The following is a 13781-nucleotide window of genomic DNA, read 5'->3' on the forward strand; positions in this document are numbered from 1 at the left end:
CCAATGGCGCAGAGGCTAGGCCCCCGCCGACGGCGGAGCAAGCGCGCGCTCGGCAAGCTTCATCTGGGCTCGACCGGCGCCGCCGAAACGGCCCGGTCAGGCGGTCAGCCCAGCTTGTCCTTGAGGATCTGGTTGACCACCGCGGGATTGGCCTTGCCCTGCATCGCCTTCATCGTCTGACCGACGAAGAAGCCGAACAGCTTGTCCTTGCCGCCGCGGTACTGTTCGACCTTGTCCTCGTTATTGGCGAGGATCTCGTCGATCGCGGTCTCGATCGCGCCGGTGTCGGAGACCTGCTTGAGGCCCTTCTCATCCGCGATCTTTTCGGGCTCGCCGCCTTCCTTGAGGACGATTTCGTAGATTTCCTTGGCCTGGCCGCCCGAAATCTCGCCCTTGTCCTGCATCGCAAGGATGCCGGCCTGCGCTTCGGCGGTGGCATTGGCCATATTGGCCTCGTCGCCGAGCGACTTGACCACGCCCGGTGCGACCGAGAGCGCCCAATTGGCGACCTGCGTCGCGACCTTGGCCTCGCTCTTGCCGATCTTCGCAGCGGTGGCCGCAAGCAGCGTTTCGAACCGCGCGAAGGTTTCCACCTCGGCGGTCAGCTCGCGCGCATTGTAGGGCGTCAGGCCCAGCTCGTTTTCGTAGCGCGCGCGCTTGGCGTCGGGCAGCTCGGGCAGCGAGGCGCGGCATTCGTCGAGGAAGCCGTCCTCCAGCTCGAGCGGCAGCAGGTCGGGATCGGGGAAGTAGCGGTAATCATGCGCATCTTCCTTGCTGCGCATCGACCGGGTTTCGTTGCGGTCGGGATCGTAAAGCCGCGTTTCCTGGACCACCGTACCGCCATCCTCGATCAGATCGACCTGGCGGCGTGCTTCCTGTTCGATAACTGCCATGACGAAGCGGACCGAATTGACGTTCTTGGTCTCGGTGCGGGTGCCGAGTTTGCTGTCACCGACCTTGCGGACCGAGACGTTGACGTCGGCGCGCATCGATCCCTGCTCCATATTACCGTCGCACGATCCGACATAGCGCAGGATGCTGCGCAGCTTGCGGACATAGGCGCCGGCCTCTGCGGGCGAGGTCATATGCGGCATGGACACGATCTCCATCAGCGCGACACCGCAGCGGTTGAGATCGACATAGGACATGGTCGGATGCTGGTCGTGCATCAGCTTGCCCGCATCCTGCTCGACATGGATGCGTTCGATGCCGATGACCTTGTCTTCGGGGATGCCGGCCTTCTCGTCGGCTTCGATCAGCAACTGCCCCTCGCCCACGATGGGGTGGTAGAGCTGGCTGATCTGATAGCCCTGCGGCAGATCGGCGTAGAAGTAGTTCTTGCGGTCGAACCGGCTGTATTTGTTGATCTGCGCCTCGATCGCCATGCCGGTGCGCACCGCCTGGCGGATGCATTCGCGATTGGGCACGGGCAGCATGCCCGGCATCGCCGCATCGACAAGGCTGACCTGCGTGTTCGGCTCCGCCCCGAATTCCGTACTCGCGCCGCTGAACAGCTTGGCGTTGGAAGTGACCTGCGCATGGACCTCGAGGCCGATCACGACCTCCCATTCGCCCGTGGCGCCCTGGATGCGGTAAGTGCTCATATCAACTCTCACGTCATCCCAGCGAAAGCTGGGATCTTTCTCGGTCACGTCCGACCTGGCGGACAGCGATCCCAGCTTTCGCTGGGATGACGAAAATTACCACCACTTATCCGGCTGCGCGTCGAACCCGGCGCGCTGCTGGATCGCTAGTCCCGTGTTGAGCACGCCCTGCTCGTCGAAGGGCTTGCCGACGATCTGCAGGCCCAGCGGCAGGCCGTCCGCATTGACCGTGGCGGGCACGCTCATCGCGGGCAGGCCGGCCAGCGATGCCGGCACGGCGAAGACATCGTTGAGATACATCGTCAGCGGGTCTTCATTGAGCGAACCGAGCGGGAAGCTGGCGGTCGGCGTGGTGGGCGCGAGGATCGCGTCGCACTGGCCGAACGCCTTCTCGAAGTCCTGGCTCACCAGCGTGCGGATCTTCTGCGCCTGCGTGTAATAGGCATCGTAGAAGCCGGCGCTCAGCACATAGGTGCCGATCAGGATGCGGCGCTTGACCTCGTCGCCGAAACCGGCGGCGCGGGTGGCGGCATACATGTCCTGCAGGCCCGCCCCGTCGGGCAGGTCGCGCAGGCCGTAGCGCACGCCGTCATAGCGCGCGAGATTGCTCGAGGCTTCGGCGGGGGCGACGATGTAATAGGCGGGCAGCGCGTATTTGGTGTGCGGCAGCGAGATATCGACGATTTCGGCGCCCGCATCGCGCAGCCATTCCTTGCCCTGTTCCCAGCTCTTGAGGATTTCCTCGTCGGTCCCGTCCATCCGGTATTCCTTCGGGATACCGATCTTCTTGCCCTTGAGGTCTGCCGACAGGCCCGCTTCCCAATTGGGCACGTCCATCTGCAGGCTGGTCGCGTCCTTGGGATCGAAGCCGGCCATGGCTTCGAGCATGATCGCGCAATCCTCTACGCTGCGTGCCATCGGGCCCGCCTGGTCGAGGCTGGAGGCGAAGGCCACCACGCCCCAGCGGCTGCAGCGGCCATAGGTCGGCTTGATCCCGCAAATGCCGGTGAAGGCGGCGGGCTGGCGGATCGAACCGCCGGTGTCGGTGCCGGTGGCGGCGGGCGCGATCCGCGCGGCGACCGCGCTGGACGAACCGCCCGACGAACCACCCGGGCTCATCGCGGCATTGGTGCCGTCCTTGCGCCAGGGCGAATTGACGTTGCCGAAATAGCTGGTCTCGTTCGACGAACCCATCGCGAACTGGTCGAGATTGAGCTTGCCCAGCATGCCCGCACCCGCATCCCACAGCTTCTGCGAGACGGTGCTCTCGTAGTCGGGGGTGAAGCCTTCGAGAATATGGCTCGCGGCAGTGGTCTGCACACCCTTGGTGGCGAACAAATCCTTCATGCCGATCGGCACGCCGCCCATGGCGCCCAGATCCTCGCCCCTGGCGCGCTTGGCATCGGCCGCATCGGCCGCCGCCAGCGCATGGTCGGGCGTGGTCACGATAAAGGCATTGAGGTCGGCCGCTTCGGCGACGGCGGTGTTGAAAGCTTCCGCCACTTCGCGCGCGGTAAAGCTGCCGCTGGCTACGCCATCGCGGATCGCCTTGACGCCGAGTTTGGTTAGTTCGCTCATGCTTCGTCACCCTGGACTTGTTTCAGGGTCCATTTCGCCGCAATCACGGTGTCGTCCTCAAAAGAGCTGCGTTCCTGTTCTTGGATCCTGAAACACGCGCGGCTTCGCCGCTGTTCAGGATGATCGAATGAAAATGCGTGGCTTTTCATTCGATCACCTTGGGCACGCCGAAGAAGCCGTGTTCGGCGGCGGGGGCATTGGCCAGCACATCCTCGCGCCGTCCGCCAGCGGTCAGCGGGTCGGCGTCGACGACATCGTCGCGCAGGCGCAGCGTGTTGGGGATGACCGCGGTCATCGGCTCGACGCCGCTGGTATCGACCTCGCCCAGCTGTTCGACCCAGTCGAGGATGTTGTTGAGTTCGGGGACCATCGTATCGAGTTCGTCATCGCCCATCTTGATGCGGGCGAGCGAGGCGATCTTGGCCACTTCTTCGCGTGTGACTGACATGCTCGCGCACTAGCCGCGCCGGGGCCGCGCTTCAAGCAGCGATGCTGCGGTGCAATGCTATTCGAAGGGATCGCCCGCGGGCTGGCCGTCGATATAGACCCGCCGCCCGCTCCATTCGCGGATTTCGACCTGCGATCCCGCGCGCTGATCCGGCGCGTCGAACTCCCCCCTGATCGCCGCTTCGCGGGCTGCCGTTACCGCTGCCGGATCGGCAGGCTGGGCAAGATCGAACTCTTCCCACGCGATGCGCCCATCCTCGACCAGGGCAACGCGGCGCCGCCCATTGTCGCCGGGCCCGGCATCCAGCACCACGCAGGGGTTGTCGCAGCGCCACGGCGAGGCGCGCACATGGCTTTCAACGTGGCGGCGCAGCGTCTCGTCCTCGAACTGCATCCGCAAATTCGCGAGCCGTTCGTTGCGCTCGGTGCCTCTCTCGACATCCCGATAGGTGCGGGCTTCCTGCGCGAGGGCGCCGGCGGCAAGCTCTGCCGTCTCGGCATCGTCACTCTTCGCGAGCCGCTCCAGGGCTTCACGCCCCGCATCGCCGAAGTCCCAGCGCAGCCCGTCGAAATCGAACTCGTCCACCGTGACCTCGCCCGCATCGAGCCGCGCAATCTGGTTCCTTGCCGAAATCGCGCCGAAATCGAACAGCGGCAGCGCGAGGATGAAGGCGAGCACGCAGGTCGCCACCGCGAGATGCATGTTGGCGCTGCGCACGCGCTCCATCCACCCTGCCATGCGCCCGCGGATCGGTGCGGCGAAATAGGCGACGCCGTAGGCCACCGCGACCGCGACCGCGACGATGCCCCACAGCCGTTCGGGGCTGAGCCCGTATTCGGCAATCCGCGTGCCGGTCGAGATCGCCGCGAGCAGCGCCAGCGGGAAGATCGCCAGCGCCAGCACCAGCGAAGCCCAGCGCAGCGCGCGGTTGCCGCTGACCTCGTGGTCGGCATTGCGAATCACCGCATTGACCAGCACGAAGGCGACCACCGCCACCGAGAGCAGCAGCGGCGTGGGGCTTTCGGTCGCGTTCCACAGCACCGCTATGCCGCTCGCCAGCACGGCCAGCAGGAAGATCGCCAGCGCAGCCGCCAGCGGCACCGCGATGATCGAGAACACCAGCATCACCACCGATTGCAGCGTGCCAATGACCTTCAACTGGTTGCGCAGCACGCCCAAGGCGGCGCCAAATGCCGCACCCGAGAAGGTCCAGCCGAACCATGGTTCGTCGACCACGTTCTCGACGATATCGATATCGATGGCCGAGAACAGCGCCGCCAGCAGCACCACCAGCAGCCAAGAAACACCGGTGAAGACAAGCGCCCCGGCGCCGCTGATGGCATCGGTCCAGACATGGAAGTGGGTCTGGTCATAGGCCGTCCGCCAGCGCAGCCGGTGGAACCCCGCCTGGAACAGCGGCAAGGCCAGCGTGATCGCGACCAGCCCCGCGGCAAGCCAGAAAGATTCGTCGGCATAGCGGTCCCCCGCAGCCGTGACGCGCCAGGCGATCCCCGCCATGACCAGCGCGACCAGTCCGGCAAAGACCAGCGGCTCCTTCCAGCGGATGCGATCGACGGTAAAGGCCAGCGCCAGCGGACCAAAGGCAAATGCAGCGACCAGCGCGGCGCGCCACGGGGGCATGTTGTCCGCATTCCAGTCGGAGAACAGATGGACACAGAGCCCGGCGATGCCGAGCAGTGCCGCAAGAAGCCACGGGCGCAGCGGCCAGTCGGCATGGGTGGCGGGCGCGTGGGCCTGGGTCATCTCACTCATACGCCTCCCCCCTTTGTGGCTGGATTACTGACCCGGTGGCGGCCCCGCCTGGCCTTCGGCGCCCTGCTCGCCCATCATCTGCTGCAGGGCAGCGGCGCGGGCCTGGAAATCGTCGCGGCTCATGAAATCGACCACTTCGACCTCGAACACCAGGTCGGCATTGGCCGGGATCGGCGAGCCCGGGGGCGGTTCGGCGCCATAGGCCTGATCGGCGGGAATCGTCAGCACGTAGCTGCCGCCCTTCTGCATCTGCTGCAGGCCCTCGATAAAGCCGTCGATGATCGCGCCTTCCTCGAGCAGCAGCGGATTGCCTTCGGGGAACAGGCCCGGCGGCACCGGCAGCGGCTGCGAGCGGTCGAATTCGGTCCCGTCGGCGAGCTTGCCGACATAATTGACGAACACCACGTCGCCGACCTGGGGCGAATCGCCTGCACCCGCGGTCACCGTCTCGACATCGAGCCCCTTGGGCATGGCGGCCCAGGCCAGACCGGCGCCGATGAGGACGGCGAGGATCACCCCGAGCCACAGCTTGGTCAGCGAGCCCTTGGCGACGGGCTGGAGGGGAACGCGGGTAATCTCGGTCATGGGTAATTCTTCCGGATACGCAAAGGGCGCGGATTGCTCCGCGCCCTCATGGCTTAGCTTCGATATCGCATCAACGGCTTATTTGACGCCGTCGCGCTCCATCCGCTTACGCTCGAGCTTGCGCGCGCGGCGCACGGCAGCGGCCTTTTCGCGGGCGCGCTTCTCGCTCGGCTTCTCGTAGTGGCGGCGCAGCTTCATTTCGCGATACACACCTTCACGCTGCAGCTTCTTCTTGAGCGCGCGGAGGGCCTGGTCGACATTGTTATCGCGAACCATGATCTGCATAAACTTCAATACCTCGACTTTGCGGGCCAGAGCCCGCGCAAAAGCGGGGTATGCCTCCTTGAATAGGGTTTCGCTTGTTCAACGAAAAGCGCGCCGAATCCGTTCCGGACCGGCTCGAACGGAGGCGCACATACGGATTCTCGCGACTGAAAGCAAGTATTACTCGCTCGCTGCAGCATCGGGATGACGAACGCGCAATTGGCGGCTAAGGGCAGCGGCAATGTCCACCTTTACTCCATTTGTCGCCGCACTGCACGTCTTTGTCGGCGGCGGGTTCGGCGCAGTGCTGCGCTGGCAGCTCGGCCGCGCGATGACCGGCTGGCTTGGCGTGCCTATCGTCACCGCCTTTCCTTTCGCCACGCTCGCGGTCAATGCCGCGGGTAGCCTCGCCATGGGCCTGCTCGCCGGATGGCTGGCGCGCCACGGCGGCGGGGGCGGCGAACAATTGCGCCTGCTGCTGGGGGTCGGCCTGCTCGGCGGGTTCACCACCTTCAGCGCGTTCAGCCTCGAAATGGTAATGCTGCTCGAACGCGGCAATTATCTTTTCGCCCTGCTCTACGGGATCCTGTCGATCGCTATGGGCATCACCGGGCTGATGGTCGGGCTTGGCGTGATGAGGATGGCAGGATGAAAACCTCCGACGAAGTACGCAGCTTCACCGTGGACGCCGACGATGACGGGATTCGCGTCGATCGCTGGTTCAAGCGGCACCTGCCGCAGGTCGGTTTCGGTACGGTCAGCAAATGGGCGCGCACCGGGCAGGTCCGCGTCGACGGCAAGCGGGTGAAGCCCGACGACCGGCTGGCCGAGGGGCAGCAGATCCGTGTGCCCCCGGGCGGCGATGCGCCGCATAAGCAGCCCAAGACCAAGCGCGAGCTCAAGCCCGCCGAGATCGAGCAGGCCGAGGCCATGCTGATCGAGCAGACCAAGAGCGCGCTGGTGATCAACAAGCCGCCGGGCCTTGCGACGCAGGGCGGGACCAACACGTTCAACCATGTCGACGGTCTGCTCGACGCCTATGTCGAAGGCGAGGACGAACCGCGCCCGCGGCTGGTCCACCGGCTCGACAAGGATACCAGCGGCGTATTGCTGGTGGCGCGCACGCCGGGCAGCGCGGCCTATTTCTCGAAGCGCTTTTCGGGCCGTTCGGCGAAAAAGATCTACTGGGCGCTGGTAATCGGCGTACCCGATGTGAAGGAAGGCGTGATCGAGGCGCCGCTTGCCAAGCAGCCCGGATCGGGCGGCGAGAAAATGCATGTCGACCACGAGGGCGGCCAGCCGGCCAAGACCAAGTACCGGGTCGTCGATGCAGTGGGCAAGAAAGCCGCCTGGCTCGAACTGCAGCCGCTGACCGGTCGCACGCACCAGCTCCGCGTGCATTGCGCGGCGATGGACCACCCGATCGTCGGCGACGGCAAATATGGCGGCAAGGAAGCCTTCCTGACCGGCTCGATCAGCCGCAAGATGCACCTCCACGCGCGGCGGTTGATCATCGACAGCCCTGACGGCGGCAAGCTCGACGTGACTGCGGACCTGCCCGAACATTTCGCCGCTTCGATGGAGCAGCTCGGCTTCGATGTGAACCTGTCCGATGCCACCCCCATGCGCGACGATCCGCCGCCCAGGACTCGCGAGGAAAAGAAGCAGCAGGCGCGCCAGCATGCGAAGAACTATCGCAAGTCGCAGCGCTCGCCGCGGCGTGCGCGCGGTGCAGCGCCGACCAAGCCGAAGAAGCCCCGGGGCAAGGCCTGATGCATCCCAACCCGCTCTACCACGGTGACGATCGGCCAGCCATCGAAGCGATGATTGCCCAAATCGGCGTGGGGACCGTGTTCCTGCAGACCCCCGCCGGTCCGCGCGCGGCGCGCACCCCGCTCGTCATGGGCGGGCATAACCGCATTCACTTCCATCTGGCGAAAGCCAACGCGCTGTTCGAACATCTGGACGGGGCCAGCACGCTGGTCACCGTGGACGGGCCCGGCGGCTATGTCTCACCGCGCTGGTATGCCGATCGCGATACGGTCCCGACATGGAACTATGTCGCGGTCGAGGCGGTCGGAACGGTGCGCCGGATGGCCGACGACGAGCTCGAAACCTTCCTCCATCGCCTGATCGCGCTGCAGGAAGACCGCCTGGGCGCGGACCGCTGGAACGCCGACGAAGCCAGCGAAACCGTGTGGCAGCGCCTGTTTACAGGGATCGCGGGTTTCGAACTCGCGGTCGAGGAATACCGCCCCACGATCAAGCTGTCGCAGGACAAGCCCGCCCCCGTTCGCGCGGCCATCGCTGCGGGCCTCGAAAGCGCAGGCAATCGCGACCTCGCGGCGGCAATGCGCGAGCTGCCCGCATGAGCCGCTTCGTCGTATTCGATTGCGATGGCACGCTGGTCGACGGGCAGGCGGCGATTTGCGAGACGATGGAGCTCGCTTTCGCCAATGCGGGTCTGGTCGCCCCCGAACGCAACAAGGTGCGCCGGATCGTCGGGCTCAGCCTGCCCTATGCGCTGCGTGAACTGGCCCCCGAGGCCAGCGACGACCAGCGTCACGCGGTGGTCGAAGCCTACAAGCTGGGCTATCGCGACCTGCGCCTGTCGGGTGCGCTGCGCGAGCCCCTGTTCGAGGGCATCGCCGCGCTGATCGACGAGCTCGACGCCGAAGGGCGGCTGCTGGGTGTCGCCACGGGCAAGAGCGACCGCGGGCTGCACGCCTGTCTCGACACGCATGGCATCAAGCACCGGTTCGTGTCCTTGCAGACCGCCGACCGCCATCCGTCCAAGCCGCATCCCGCCATGCTGGAAGCCGCGCTGGACGATGCAGGCGTGTCCCCGGGCGATGCAGTAATGATCGGCGATACCAGTTTCGATATGGAGATGGCGGTCGCGGCCGGCGTACGCGCGATCGGGGTGTCGTGGGGCTATCACGAACCGCAGGAACTGTTCAATACGGGCGCCAGCGCCGTCGCCGAAACCGCACAGCAATTGGGAGATTTGATCCGTGGACCAGCATGATCCGGCCAAGGCGCGCTTCCTGACGATCCAGGCCGTCCGCCTGTCGGGCGTGGCGCTGGCGGTGCTCGGCGCGCTGGTGCTGGGGAAGGTCCTGCCCCTGCCCGAATTCGTCGGCTACATCTTCCTCGCGCTGGGCGCGGTCGACGTATTCATCCTGCCGATCTTCCTCGCCAAGCGCTGGAGAAGCGGCGAGTGAAGCGGTTCTACAAGGACGTCAGTGTCGAGCGGAGTGCAGCGGGCTATCACGTCGCGCTCGACGGTCGCCCGGTCAAGACGCAGCGCGGCGGGAGCCAGATCGTCGGCTCGAAGGCGCTGGCCGAGGAACTCGCCGCCGAATGGGCGGGCCAGGGCGAGACGATCGACCCCGCGCGCTTCGCCTTTCGCGACATGGCCGATTATGCGCTCGATGTCGTGTCCGCCGACCGCGCGGGGATAGCCGCCAAGCTGCTGCGCTACGCGGAAACCGACACGCTCTGCTATCGCGCCGATCCGGACGAGCCGCTGTGGCACCGCCAGCGCGAGGTTTGGGACCCGCTGGTCGATGCACTGGAAGCGCGCGAGGGTGTGACGCTCGAACGCGTCAGCGGCGTCGTCGCCCGCCCGCATCCGGCGGCAACGATGGAAACCCTCAAGGCGCGCATCGAAACCCACGACGACTTCACGCTCGCCGCGCTGGAGCAATTGACCGCGCTCGCCGCATCCTTGTGCATCGGCCTTGCCGCGCTGGATGACGATGCCGAGGGAGAAGCGCTGTGGGCCGCCGCCAATCTGGAAGAAGACTGGCAGATCGAGCAATGGGGCGCGGATGAAGAAGCCGCTGCGCGCCGCGCGAAGCGGCTGGAGGCGTTTCTGAAGGCGATGGCCTTCGTGCGGCTGGCGCGCGCCTGAACCGGTCTAGCCGACCCAGTCGGCGATTTCTCCGGCCACCTGGTTGGCCGCCTGATTGAGCGCCGGACCGACGAAGGCGGTTTCGGGCGCGGTAACGGGGACGCGCGCTTCGAAGCGGCGCGTCATCGGCTCCGCGTCATTGGTGTTGCGCACCGCATCGAAGGTCACCACGGCTTCGCGCGTGCGCGCGTCATAGCCGAAAGCGCGCAGCGAGCCGTGCAGGCGATCGGTCGCGTTCACGCCCGGATCGGCACCATCGATGACCACGCGGCCAGTGCGCGAACGGATCGTTTCCGCGACCAATTGCCCGAACAGCCGCGCAGGCCGATCGACCCAGACGGCGTCCTGCAGATAGGCGAGCTGCGTATCAGTGACCTGCACCGGCACGCGGGTGACATCGAGGGCGCGGGTCGCTTCGAATTCGACCATGGCCAGCGCGGTGCCCTGCGCGGCAACCGCGCCGGCGCCCGCGGGTGCAGTCGCGGTGGGCGTCAGCGTCAGCAGGCTGTCGGGTGCTTCGCCGCCGAAGCTGAGGCAGCCACCGAGCAGCAGGACCGGGGCCAAGGCGGCAAGTGTGATGGTGCGTGTCATGCTCTGGCCCCTTACGGCTTGTAGTCGGGCAGCGGCTGGCTCGAAAGCAGCGCGCCCGCGCCCTTCTCGTCGATCGTCTCGGTCACGTCGCGCAGCGCCTTGCTGGTCGCGCGCAGGTCGCGCAGCGTCGCTTCGGCGGCGGGCAGCGTGCTTTCGGTCAGCTGCCGGGTGGCCGGGCGTGCTTCGTTGAGCGTGTCTTCGAGCGCCTTGGCCGCGCCGCTGGCGGATTCGAGCGTCGAGCGCAGGTCGCGTGCGATCGCTTCGCCTTCCTGGTTGAGGATGCGATCGGTCGAGGCGGTGACCTTCTCGAACTGGTCGAGCGCTTCGCTTGCTTCGCGCAAGGTCACCTGCAGTTCGGCCATCGTACGTTCGAGCTGCGGCGCGGCGGCGGCAAAGCCCGCGCTGGCGGCATTGGTGTTGGCGAGGATCTGCGAGATTTCTTCCTGGTTGCGGTCGCTCAGCAGGACGGTCAGCCGCTCGGTCAGCGTGGCCAGCCGCTCGAGCAGCAGCGGCGCGCTGGCGAGCACGGCACCGAACCCGCCGCCGGTGGTGGGCGGAATGATCGGCACGCCTTCGGTGCAGGCGGTGGTCTCGCACGAAATCGGCGGCGCCCCGCTGCGCGCGCCATCGAGCGTGATCGTCGACACGCCGGTGAAACTGCCCTGGATCGTCGCGGTGGTGCCGACCAGGATGGGCACGCTTTCCTTCACCTTGATCCGCACGCGGACGAATTCGGGGTCCTTGTCCCACAGCACGATTTCATTGACCTGCCCCACGGGCACGCCGGCGAAATCGACCGAGCTGCCATTGGCGAGACCGGCGACCGACTGCTTGAAGAAGATGTCGTATTCGTTCTGCGCCCCGCCGCCGAGGCGCGCGAGCCAGACGATGAACAGCGCGAGCGCGCCGAGGATCAGCAGCGTTACCGCACCGACCCAAACGTGATTTGCCCGCGTTTCCATTGGTTTCGCCCTATGCCTTGCCCGCAGGCGGTTTGTCCAACGCTTTGACCGCATGCGCGGCCACCGGTTTGTCCATGTGCCGGCGCAATTCGTCGAGCGCCTGCGCGGTCAGCGCCGCGCGTCCGCGTGGACCGTTGAAATATTGCTGGATCCACGGATGGTCCAGCTCCATCAGATTGGGAACGGTGTCGACCGCGATCACCTGCTTGTCCGCCAGCACCGCCACGCGGTCGCAGATTTCGTGCAGCGTATCGAGATCGTGGGTGATCAGGAACACGGTCAGCCCGAGCGTTTCCTTCAACTCCAGCGTCAGCCGGTCGAAAGCCGCCGCACCGACCGGGTCGAGCCCCGCGGTCGGCTCGTCGAGGAACAGGAGTTCGGGGTCGAGCGCAAGCGCGCGGGCGAGCCCGGCGCGTTTCTTCATCCCGCCCGACAGTTCGGAGGGAAACTTGGCCACCGCTTCTTCGGCAAGGCCCGACAGCACCACCTTGTACCGCGCGATCTCGTGCCGCAAATCGGGTTCGATATCAGGGTAGAACTGCTTGAGCGGGACTTCGACATTCTCGCCCACGGTCAGTGTCGAGAACAGCGCCCCGCCCTGGAACAACACGCCCCAGCGGTTGCGGATGCCGATATGCACATTGGGATCGGTATCGATGATCGACTTGCCGAACACGCGAATATCGCCCGCAGTCGGCCGTTGCAGCCCGATGATCGAGCGCATCAGCACACTCTTGCCGGTGCCCGAGCCGCCGACCACGCCGAGGATCTCCCCGCGCCTGACCTTGAGATCGAGGTTCTCGTGGACGACCTGCGGGCCGAAAGCATTGGTCAGCCCCTCGACCACGATCGGGTAATCGCCGCGATAGCGTTCGTGGCGGCCCAGTTCGCGCCCGGTTTCGTCCTGCGCCATCAGCCCCACCCGATTTCGGTAAAGAACACGGCGAAGAAGGCGTCGATCACGATCACCGCGAAAATGCCCGTCACCACCGCCATGGTGGTGCGCAGGCCAACGTCTTCCGAATTCCCCTTGACCTGCATGCCGTGATAGCAGCCCGCCAGCGCGACGATCAGACCGAACACCGGCGCTTTGACCAGCCCGACCCACAAATCGTAGATCGGGACCACGTCCTGGATCCGGGTGAGGAAGGTCCAGAACGGAATGCCCAGCATGAACTGACCGACGAACGCGCCGCCGATAATCGCAACCCCGGAGGCATAGAAGCCGAGCAGCGGCATCATCAGTACCGCGGCAAGGATGCGCGGAACGACCAGCGCCTCCATCGGCGAAATGCCAATGGTCTGCATCGCGTCGACTTCCTCGGTCAGCCGCATGGTCCCGATCTGCGCGGCAAAGGCGCTGCCCGACCGGCCCGCGACCATGATCGCGGTCATCAGTACACCCAGTTCGCGCAAGGTGATGCGCCCGACGAGGTTAACCGTCAGCGTCTCGGCGCCGAATTGCTGCAATTGCACCGCGCCCTGCTGCGCGATGACGACGCCGATCAGGAAGCTCATCAGGCCGATGATCGGCAGCGCCGACACCCCCACCAGTTCAAGCTGGCGGACCAGCGCGAGCACGCGAAAGCGGCGCGGATGACGGATCAGGCTGCCGATGGAGATCAGCAGCGCACCCAGAAAGCCGATCACGCCGTATGCACCGTGGCGGGCGTTGAACAGCTTGTCGCCCACCGCCTGCGGCACGCGCTCCCACACGGGCAGGCGCGGGGCGGTAATGTCTTCCTCGACGCTCATGCCCTCGAGCGCGCCGACTAGCCGCTTGGCGCGATCGCTCGCACCGACGATCTCGGCATCGTGCGTCTTCGACAGGCTGCAGGCCACCCATGCGCCGACCGTATCGATTTCGCTGATGGCAGACAGGTCGATGGTGCCGATGGGCCCATCGAGGACCCGCAAATCCTGGTCGATCGCACCAATGGTCGAGACCAGATAGGGCCCGGAGAGCACGAGGACCGTAGCCCCGTCATCATCCTCGATCAGTTCGTATTCGGCGAAACCACCCATTGCGGCGTCGTATGCGAGCAAATCCTCCACTTGCC

Annotated in this window: 17 protein-coding genes; 6 read left to right on the plus strand and 11 right to left on the minus strand. The window is 65.9% G+C overall.

Translation table 11 applies throughout. The features are described 5' to 3' along the window. Positions 1-104: 104 nt before the first annotated feature. The 7 genes from gatB to rpsU all read right to left on the minus strand — a co-directional run bounded on the left by gatB (position 105) and on the right by rpsU (position 6273). Entirely contained in the window at positions 105-1604 is a 1500-nt protein-coding gene (gene gatB, locus J2S32_RS06285) for an Asp-tRNA(Asn)/Glu-tRNA(Gln) amidotransferase subunit GatB (protein WP_253518481.1), read from the minus strand. 96 nt (positions 1605-1700) lie between these two features. Then, positions 1701-3182: an Asp-tRNA(Asn)/Glu-tRNA(Gln) amidotransferase subunit GatA gene (gatA, locus tag J2S32_RS06290; RefSeq protein WP_253518483.1), complete on the minus strand. Its 1482-nt coding sequence runs from the start codon at positions 3180-3182 to the stop codon at positions 1701-1703. Next, the gene (locus tag J2S32_RS06295) at positions 3179-3331 is read right to left on the minus strand and encodes a hypothetical protein (RefSeq protein WP_253518486.1); all 153 of its coding nucleotides are present in this window, start codon (positions 3329-3331) and stop codon (positions 3179-3181) included. Before J2S32_RS06295 ends, gatA begins: the two co-directional genes overlap by 4 nt. Further along, positions 3328-3630, minus strand: a complete 303-nt coding sequence (gene gatC / locus J2S32_RS06300) for an Asp-tRNA(Asn)/Glu-tRNA(Gln) amidotransferase subunit GatC (RefSeq protein ID WP_253518489.1) — start codon at positions 3628-3630, stop codon at positions 3328-3330. Before gatC ends, J2S32_RS06295 begins: the two co-directional genes overlap by 4 nt. 57 nt (positions 3631-3687) lie before the next feature. Next, positions 3688-5403, minus strand: a complete 1716-nt coding sequence (locus J2S32_RS06305) for a DUF4153 domain-containing protein (protein ID WP_253518503.1) — start codon at positions 5401-5403, stop codon at positions 3688-3690. Between the two features lie 24 nt (positions 5404-5427). Beyond that, positions 5428-5988 (minus strand): FKBP-type peptidyl-prolyl cis-trans isomerase, encoded by a 561-nt coding sequence (locus tag J2S32_RS06310; RefSeq protein ID WP_253518506.1) that lies wholly within the window; start codon positions 5986-5988, stop codon positions 5428-5430. Between the two features lie 78 nt (positions 5989-6066). Beyond that, positions 6067-6273, minus strand: a complete 207-nt coding sequence (gene rpsU / locus J2S32_RS06315) for a 30S ribosomal protein S21 (RefSeq protein ID WP_007011585.1) — start codon at positions 6271-6273, stop codon at positions 6067-6069. Positions 6274-6493: 220 nt separating this feature from the next. Here rpsU and crcB point away from each other — a divergent pair, with 220 nt between their 5' ends. Genes crcB through J2S32_RS06345 form a run of 6 tightly spaced genes read left to right on the plus strand, consistent with a single transcriptional unit; the run spans position 6494 to position 10168 of the window. Beyond that, positions 6494-6904, plus strand: coding sequence for a fluoride efflux transporter CrcB (gene crcB, locus J2S32_RS06320; RefSeq protein ID WP_253518522.1), 411 nt, complete (start codon positions 6494-6496; stop codon positions 6902-6904). After that, positions 6901-8025, plus strand: a complete 1125-nt coding sequence (locus tag J2S32_RS06325) for an RluA family pseudouridine synthase (protein WP_253518525.1) — start codon at positions 6901-6903, stop codon at positions 8023-8025. Before crcB ends, J2S32_RS06325 begins: the two co-directional genes overlap by 4 nt. Then, positions 8025-8624: an FMN-binding negative transcriptional regulator gene (locus J2S32_RS06330; RefSeq protein WP_253518528.1), complete on the plus strand. Its 600-nt coding sequence runs from the start codon at positions 8025-8027 to the stop codon at positions 8622-8624. Before J2S32_RS06325 ends, J2S32_RS06330 begins: the two co-directional genes overlap by 1 nt. Continuing rightward, positions 8621-9280, plus strand: a complete 660-nt coding sequence (locus J2S32_RS06335; protein WP_253518531.1) for an HAD-IA family hydrolase — start codon at positions 8621-8623, stop codon at positions 9278-9280. Before J2S32_RS06330 ends, J2S32_RS06335 begins: the two co-directional genes overlap by 4 nt. Next, positions 9267-9476 carry a hypothetical protein gene (locus tag J2S32_RS06340; protein ID WP_253518534.1) on the plus strand — a complete coding sequence of 70 codons (210 nt, stop codon included), beginning with the start codon at positions 9267-9269 and terminating at the stop codon, positions 9474-9476. Before J2S32_RS06335 ends, J2S32_RS06340 begins: the two co-directional genes overlap by 14 nt. Next, positions 9473-10168 carry an ATP12 family chaperone protein gene (locus tag J2S32_RS06345; RefSeq protein ID WP_253518538.1) on the plus strand — a complete coding sequence of 232 codons (696 nt, stop codon included), beginning with the start codon at positions 9473-9475 and terminating at the stop codon, positions 10166-10168. Before J2S32_RS06340 ends, J2S32_RS06345 begins: the two co-directional genes overlap by 4 nt. Before the next feature lie 6 nt (positions 10169-10174). On the opposite strand, the gene J2S32_RS06350 is transcribed toward J2S32_RS06345, so the two are convergent. From J2S32_RS06350 to J2S32_RS06365, 4 genes are read right to left on the minus strand one after another with little or no spacing between them, the layout of a single operon-like run. Then, the gene (locus J2S32_RS06350) at positions 10175-10759 is read right to left on the minus strand and encodes an ABC-type transport auxiliary lipoprotein family protein (protein ID WP_253518543.1); all 585 of its coding nucleotides are present in this window, start codon (positions 10757-10759) and stop codon (positions 10175-10177) included. Between the two features lie 11 nt (positions 10760-10770). Next, positions 10771-11721 carry an MlaD family protein gene (locus J2S32_RS06355; RefSeq protein WP_253518579.1) on the minus strand — a complete coding sequence of 317 codons (951 nt, stop codon included), beginning with the start codon at positions 11719-11721 and terminating at the stop codon, positions 10771-10773. A 10-nt stretch (positions 11722-11731) separates the two neighbouring features. Further along, positions 11732-12634: an ABC transporter ATP-binding protein gene (locus tag J2S32_RS06360; RefSeq protein ID WP_253518582.1), complete on the minus strand. Its 903-nt coding sequence runs from the start codon at positions 12632-12634 to the stop codon at positions 11732-11734. After that, a complete protein-coding gene (locus J2S32_RS06365; RefSeq protein ID WP_253518585.1) occupies positions 12634-13746 on the minus strand; it encodes an MlaE family ABC transporter permease in 1113 nt (370 codons plus the stop codon). Before J2S32_RS06365 ends, J2S32_RS06360 begins: the two co-directional genes overlap by 1 nt. Positions 13747-13781 lie beyond the last annotated feature (35 nt).

The sequence above is a fragment of the Qipengyuania citrea genome (assembly GCF_024171405.1).
Taxonomy (GTDB): domain Bacteria; phylum Pseudomonadota; class Alphaproteobacteria; order Sphingomonadales; family Sphingomonadaceae; genus Qipengyuania; species Qipengyuania profunda.

Coding starts and splice junctions, on each gene's coding strand:
- gatB (WP_253518481.1), bottom strand. CDS start 1,604: ATGAGCACTTACCGCATCCAGGGCGCCACGGGCGAATGGGAGGTCGTG.
- gatA (WP_253518483.1), bottom strand. CDS start 3,182: ATGAGCGAACTAACCAAACTCGGCGTCAAGGCGATCCGCGATGGCGTA.
- J2S32_RS06295 (WP_253518486.1), bottom strand. CDS start 3,331: ATGAAAAGCCACGCATTTTCATTCGATCATCCTGAACAGCGGCGAAGC.
- gatC (WP_253518489.1), bottom strand. CDS start 3,630: ATGTCAGTCACACGCGAAGAAGTGGCCAAGATCGCCTCGCTCGCCCGC.
- J2S32_RS06305 (WP_253518503.1), bottom strand. CDS start 5,403: ATGAGTGAGATGACCCAGGCCCACGCGCCCGCCACCCATGCCGACTGG.
- J2S32_RS06310 (WP_253518506.1), bottom strand. CDS start 5,988: ATGACCGAGATTACCCGCGTTCCCCTCCAGCCCGTCGCCAAGGGCTCG.
- rpsU (WP_007011585.1), bottom strand. CDS start 6,273: ATGCAGATCATGGTTCGCGATAACAATGTCGACCAGGCCCTCCGCGCG.
- crcB (WP_253518522.1), top strand. CDS start 6,494: ATGTCCACCTTTACTCCATTTGTCGCCGCACTGCACGTCTTTGTCGGC.
- J2S32_RS06325 (WP_253518525.1), top strand. CDS start 6,901: ATGAAAACCTCCGACGAAGTACGCAGCTTCACCGTGGACGCCGACGAT.
- J2S32_RS06330 (WP_253518528.1), top strand. CDS start 8,025: ATGCATCCCAACCCGCTCTACCACGGTGACGATCGGCCAGCCATCGAA.
- J2S32_RS06335 (WP_253518531.1), top strand. CDS start 8,621: ATGAGCCGCTTCGTCGTATTCGATTGCGATGGCACGCTGGTCGACGGG.
- J2S32_RS06350 (WP_253518543.1), bottom strand. CDS start 10,759: ATGACACGCACCATCACACTTGCCGCCTTGGCCCCGGTCCTGCTGCTC.
- J2S32_RS06355 (WP_253518579.1), bottom strand. CDS start 11,721: ATGGAAACGCGGGCAAATCACGTTTGGGTCGGTGCGGTAACGCTGCTG.
- J2S32_RS06360 (WP_253518582.1), bottom strand. CDS start 12,634: ATGGCGCAGGACGAAACCGGGCGCGAACTGGGCCGCCACGAACGCTAT.
- J2S32_RS06365 (WP_253518585.1), bottom strand. CDS start 13,746: ATGGGTGGTTTCGCCGAATACGAACTGATCGAGGATGATGACGGGGCT.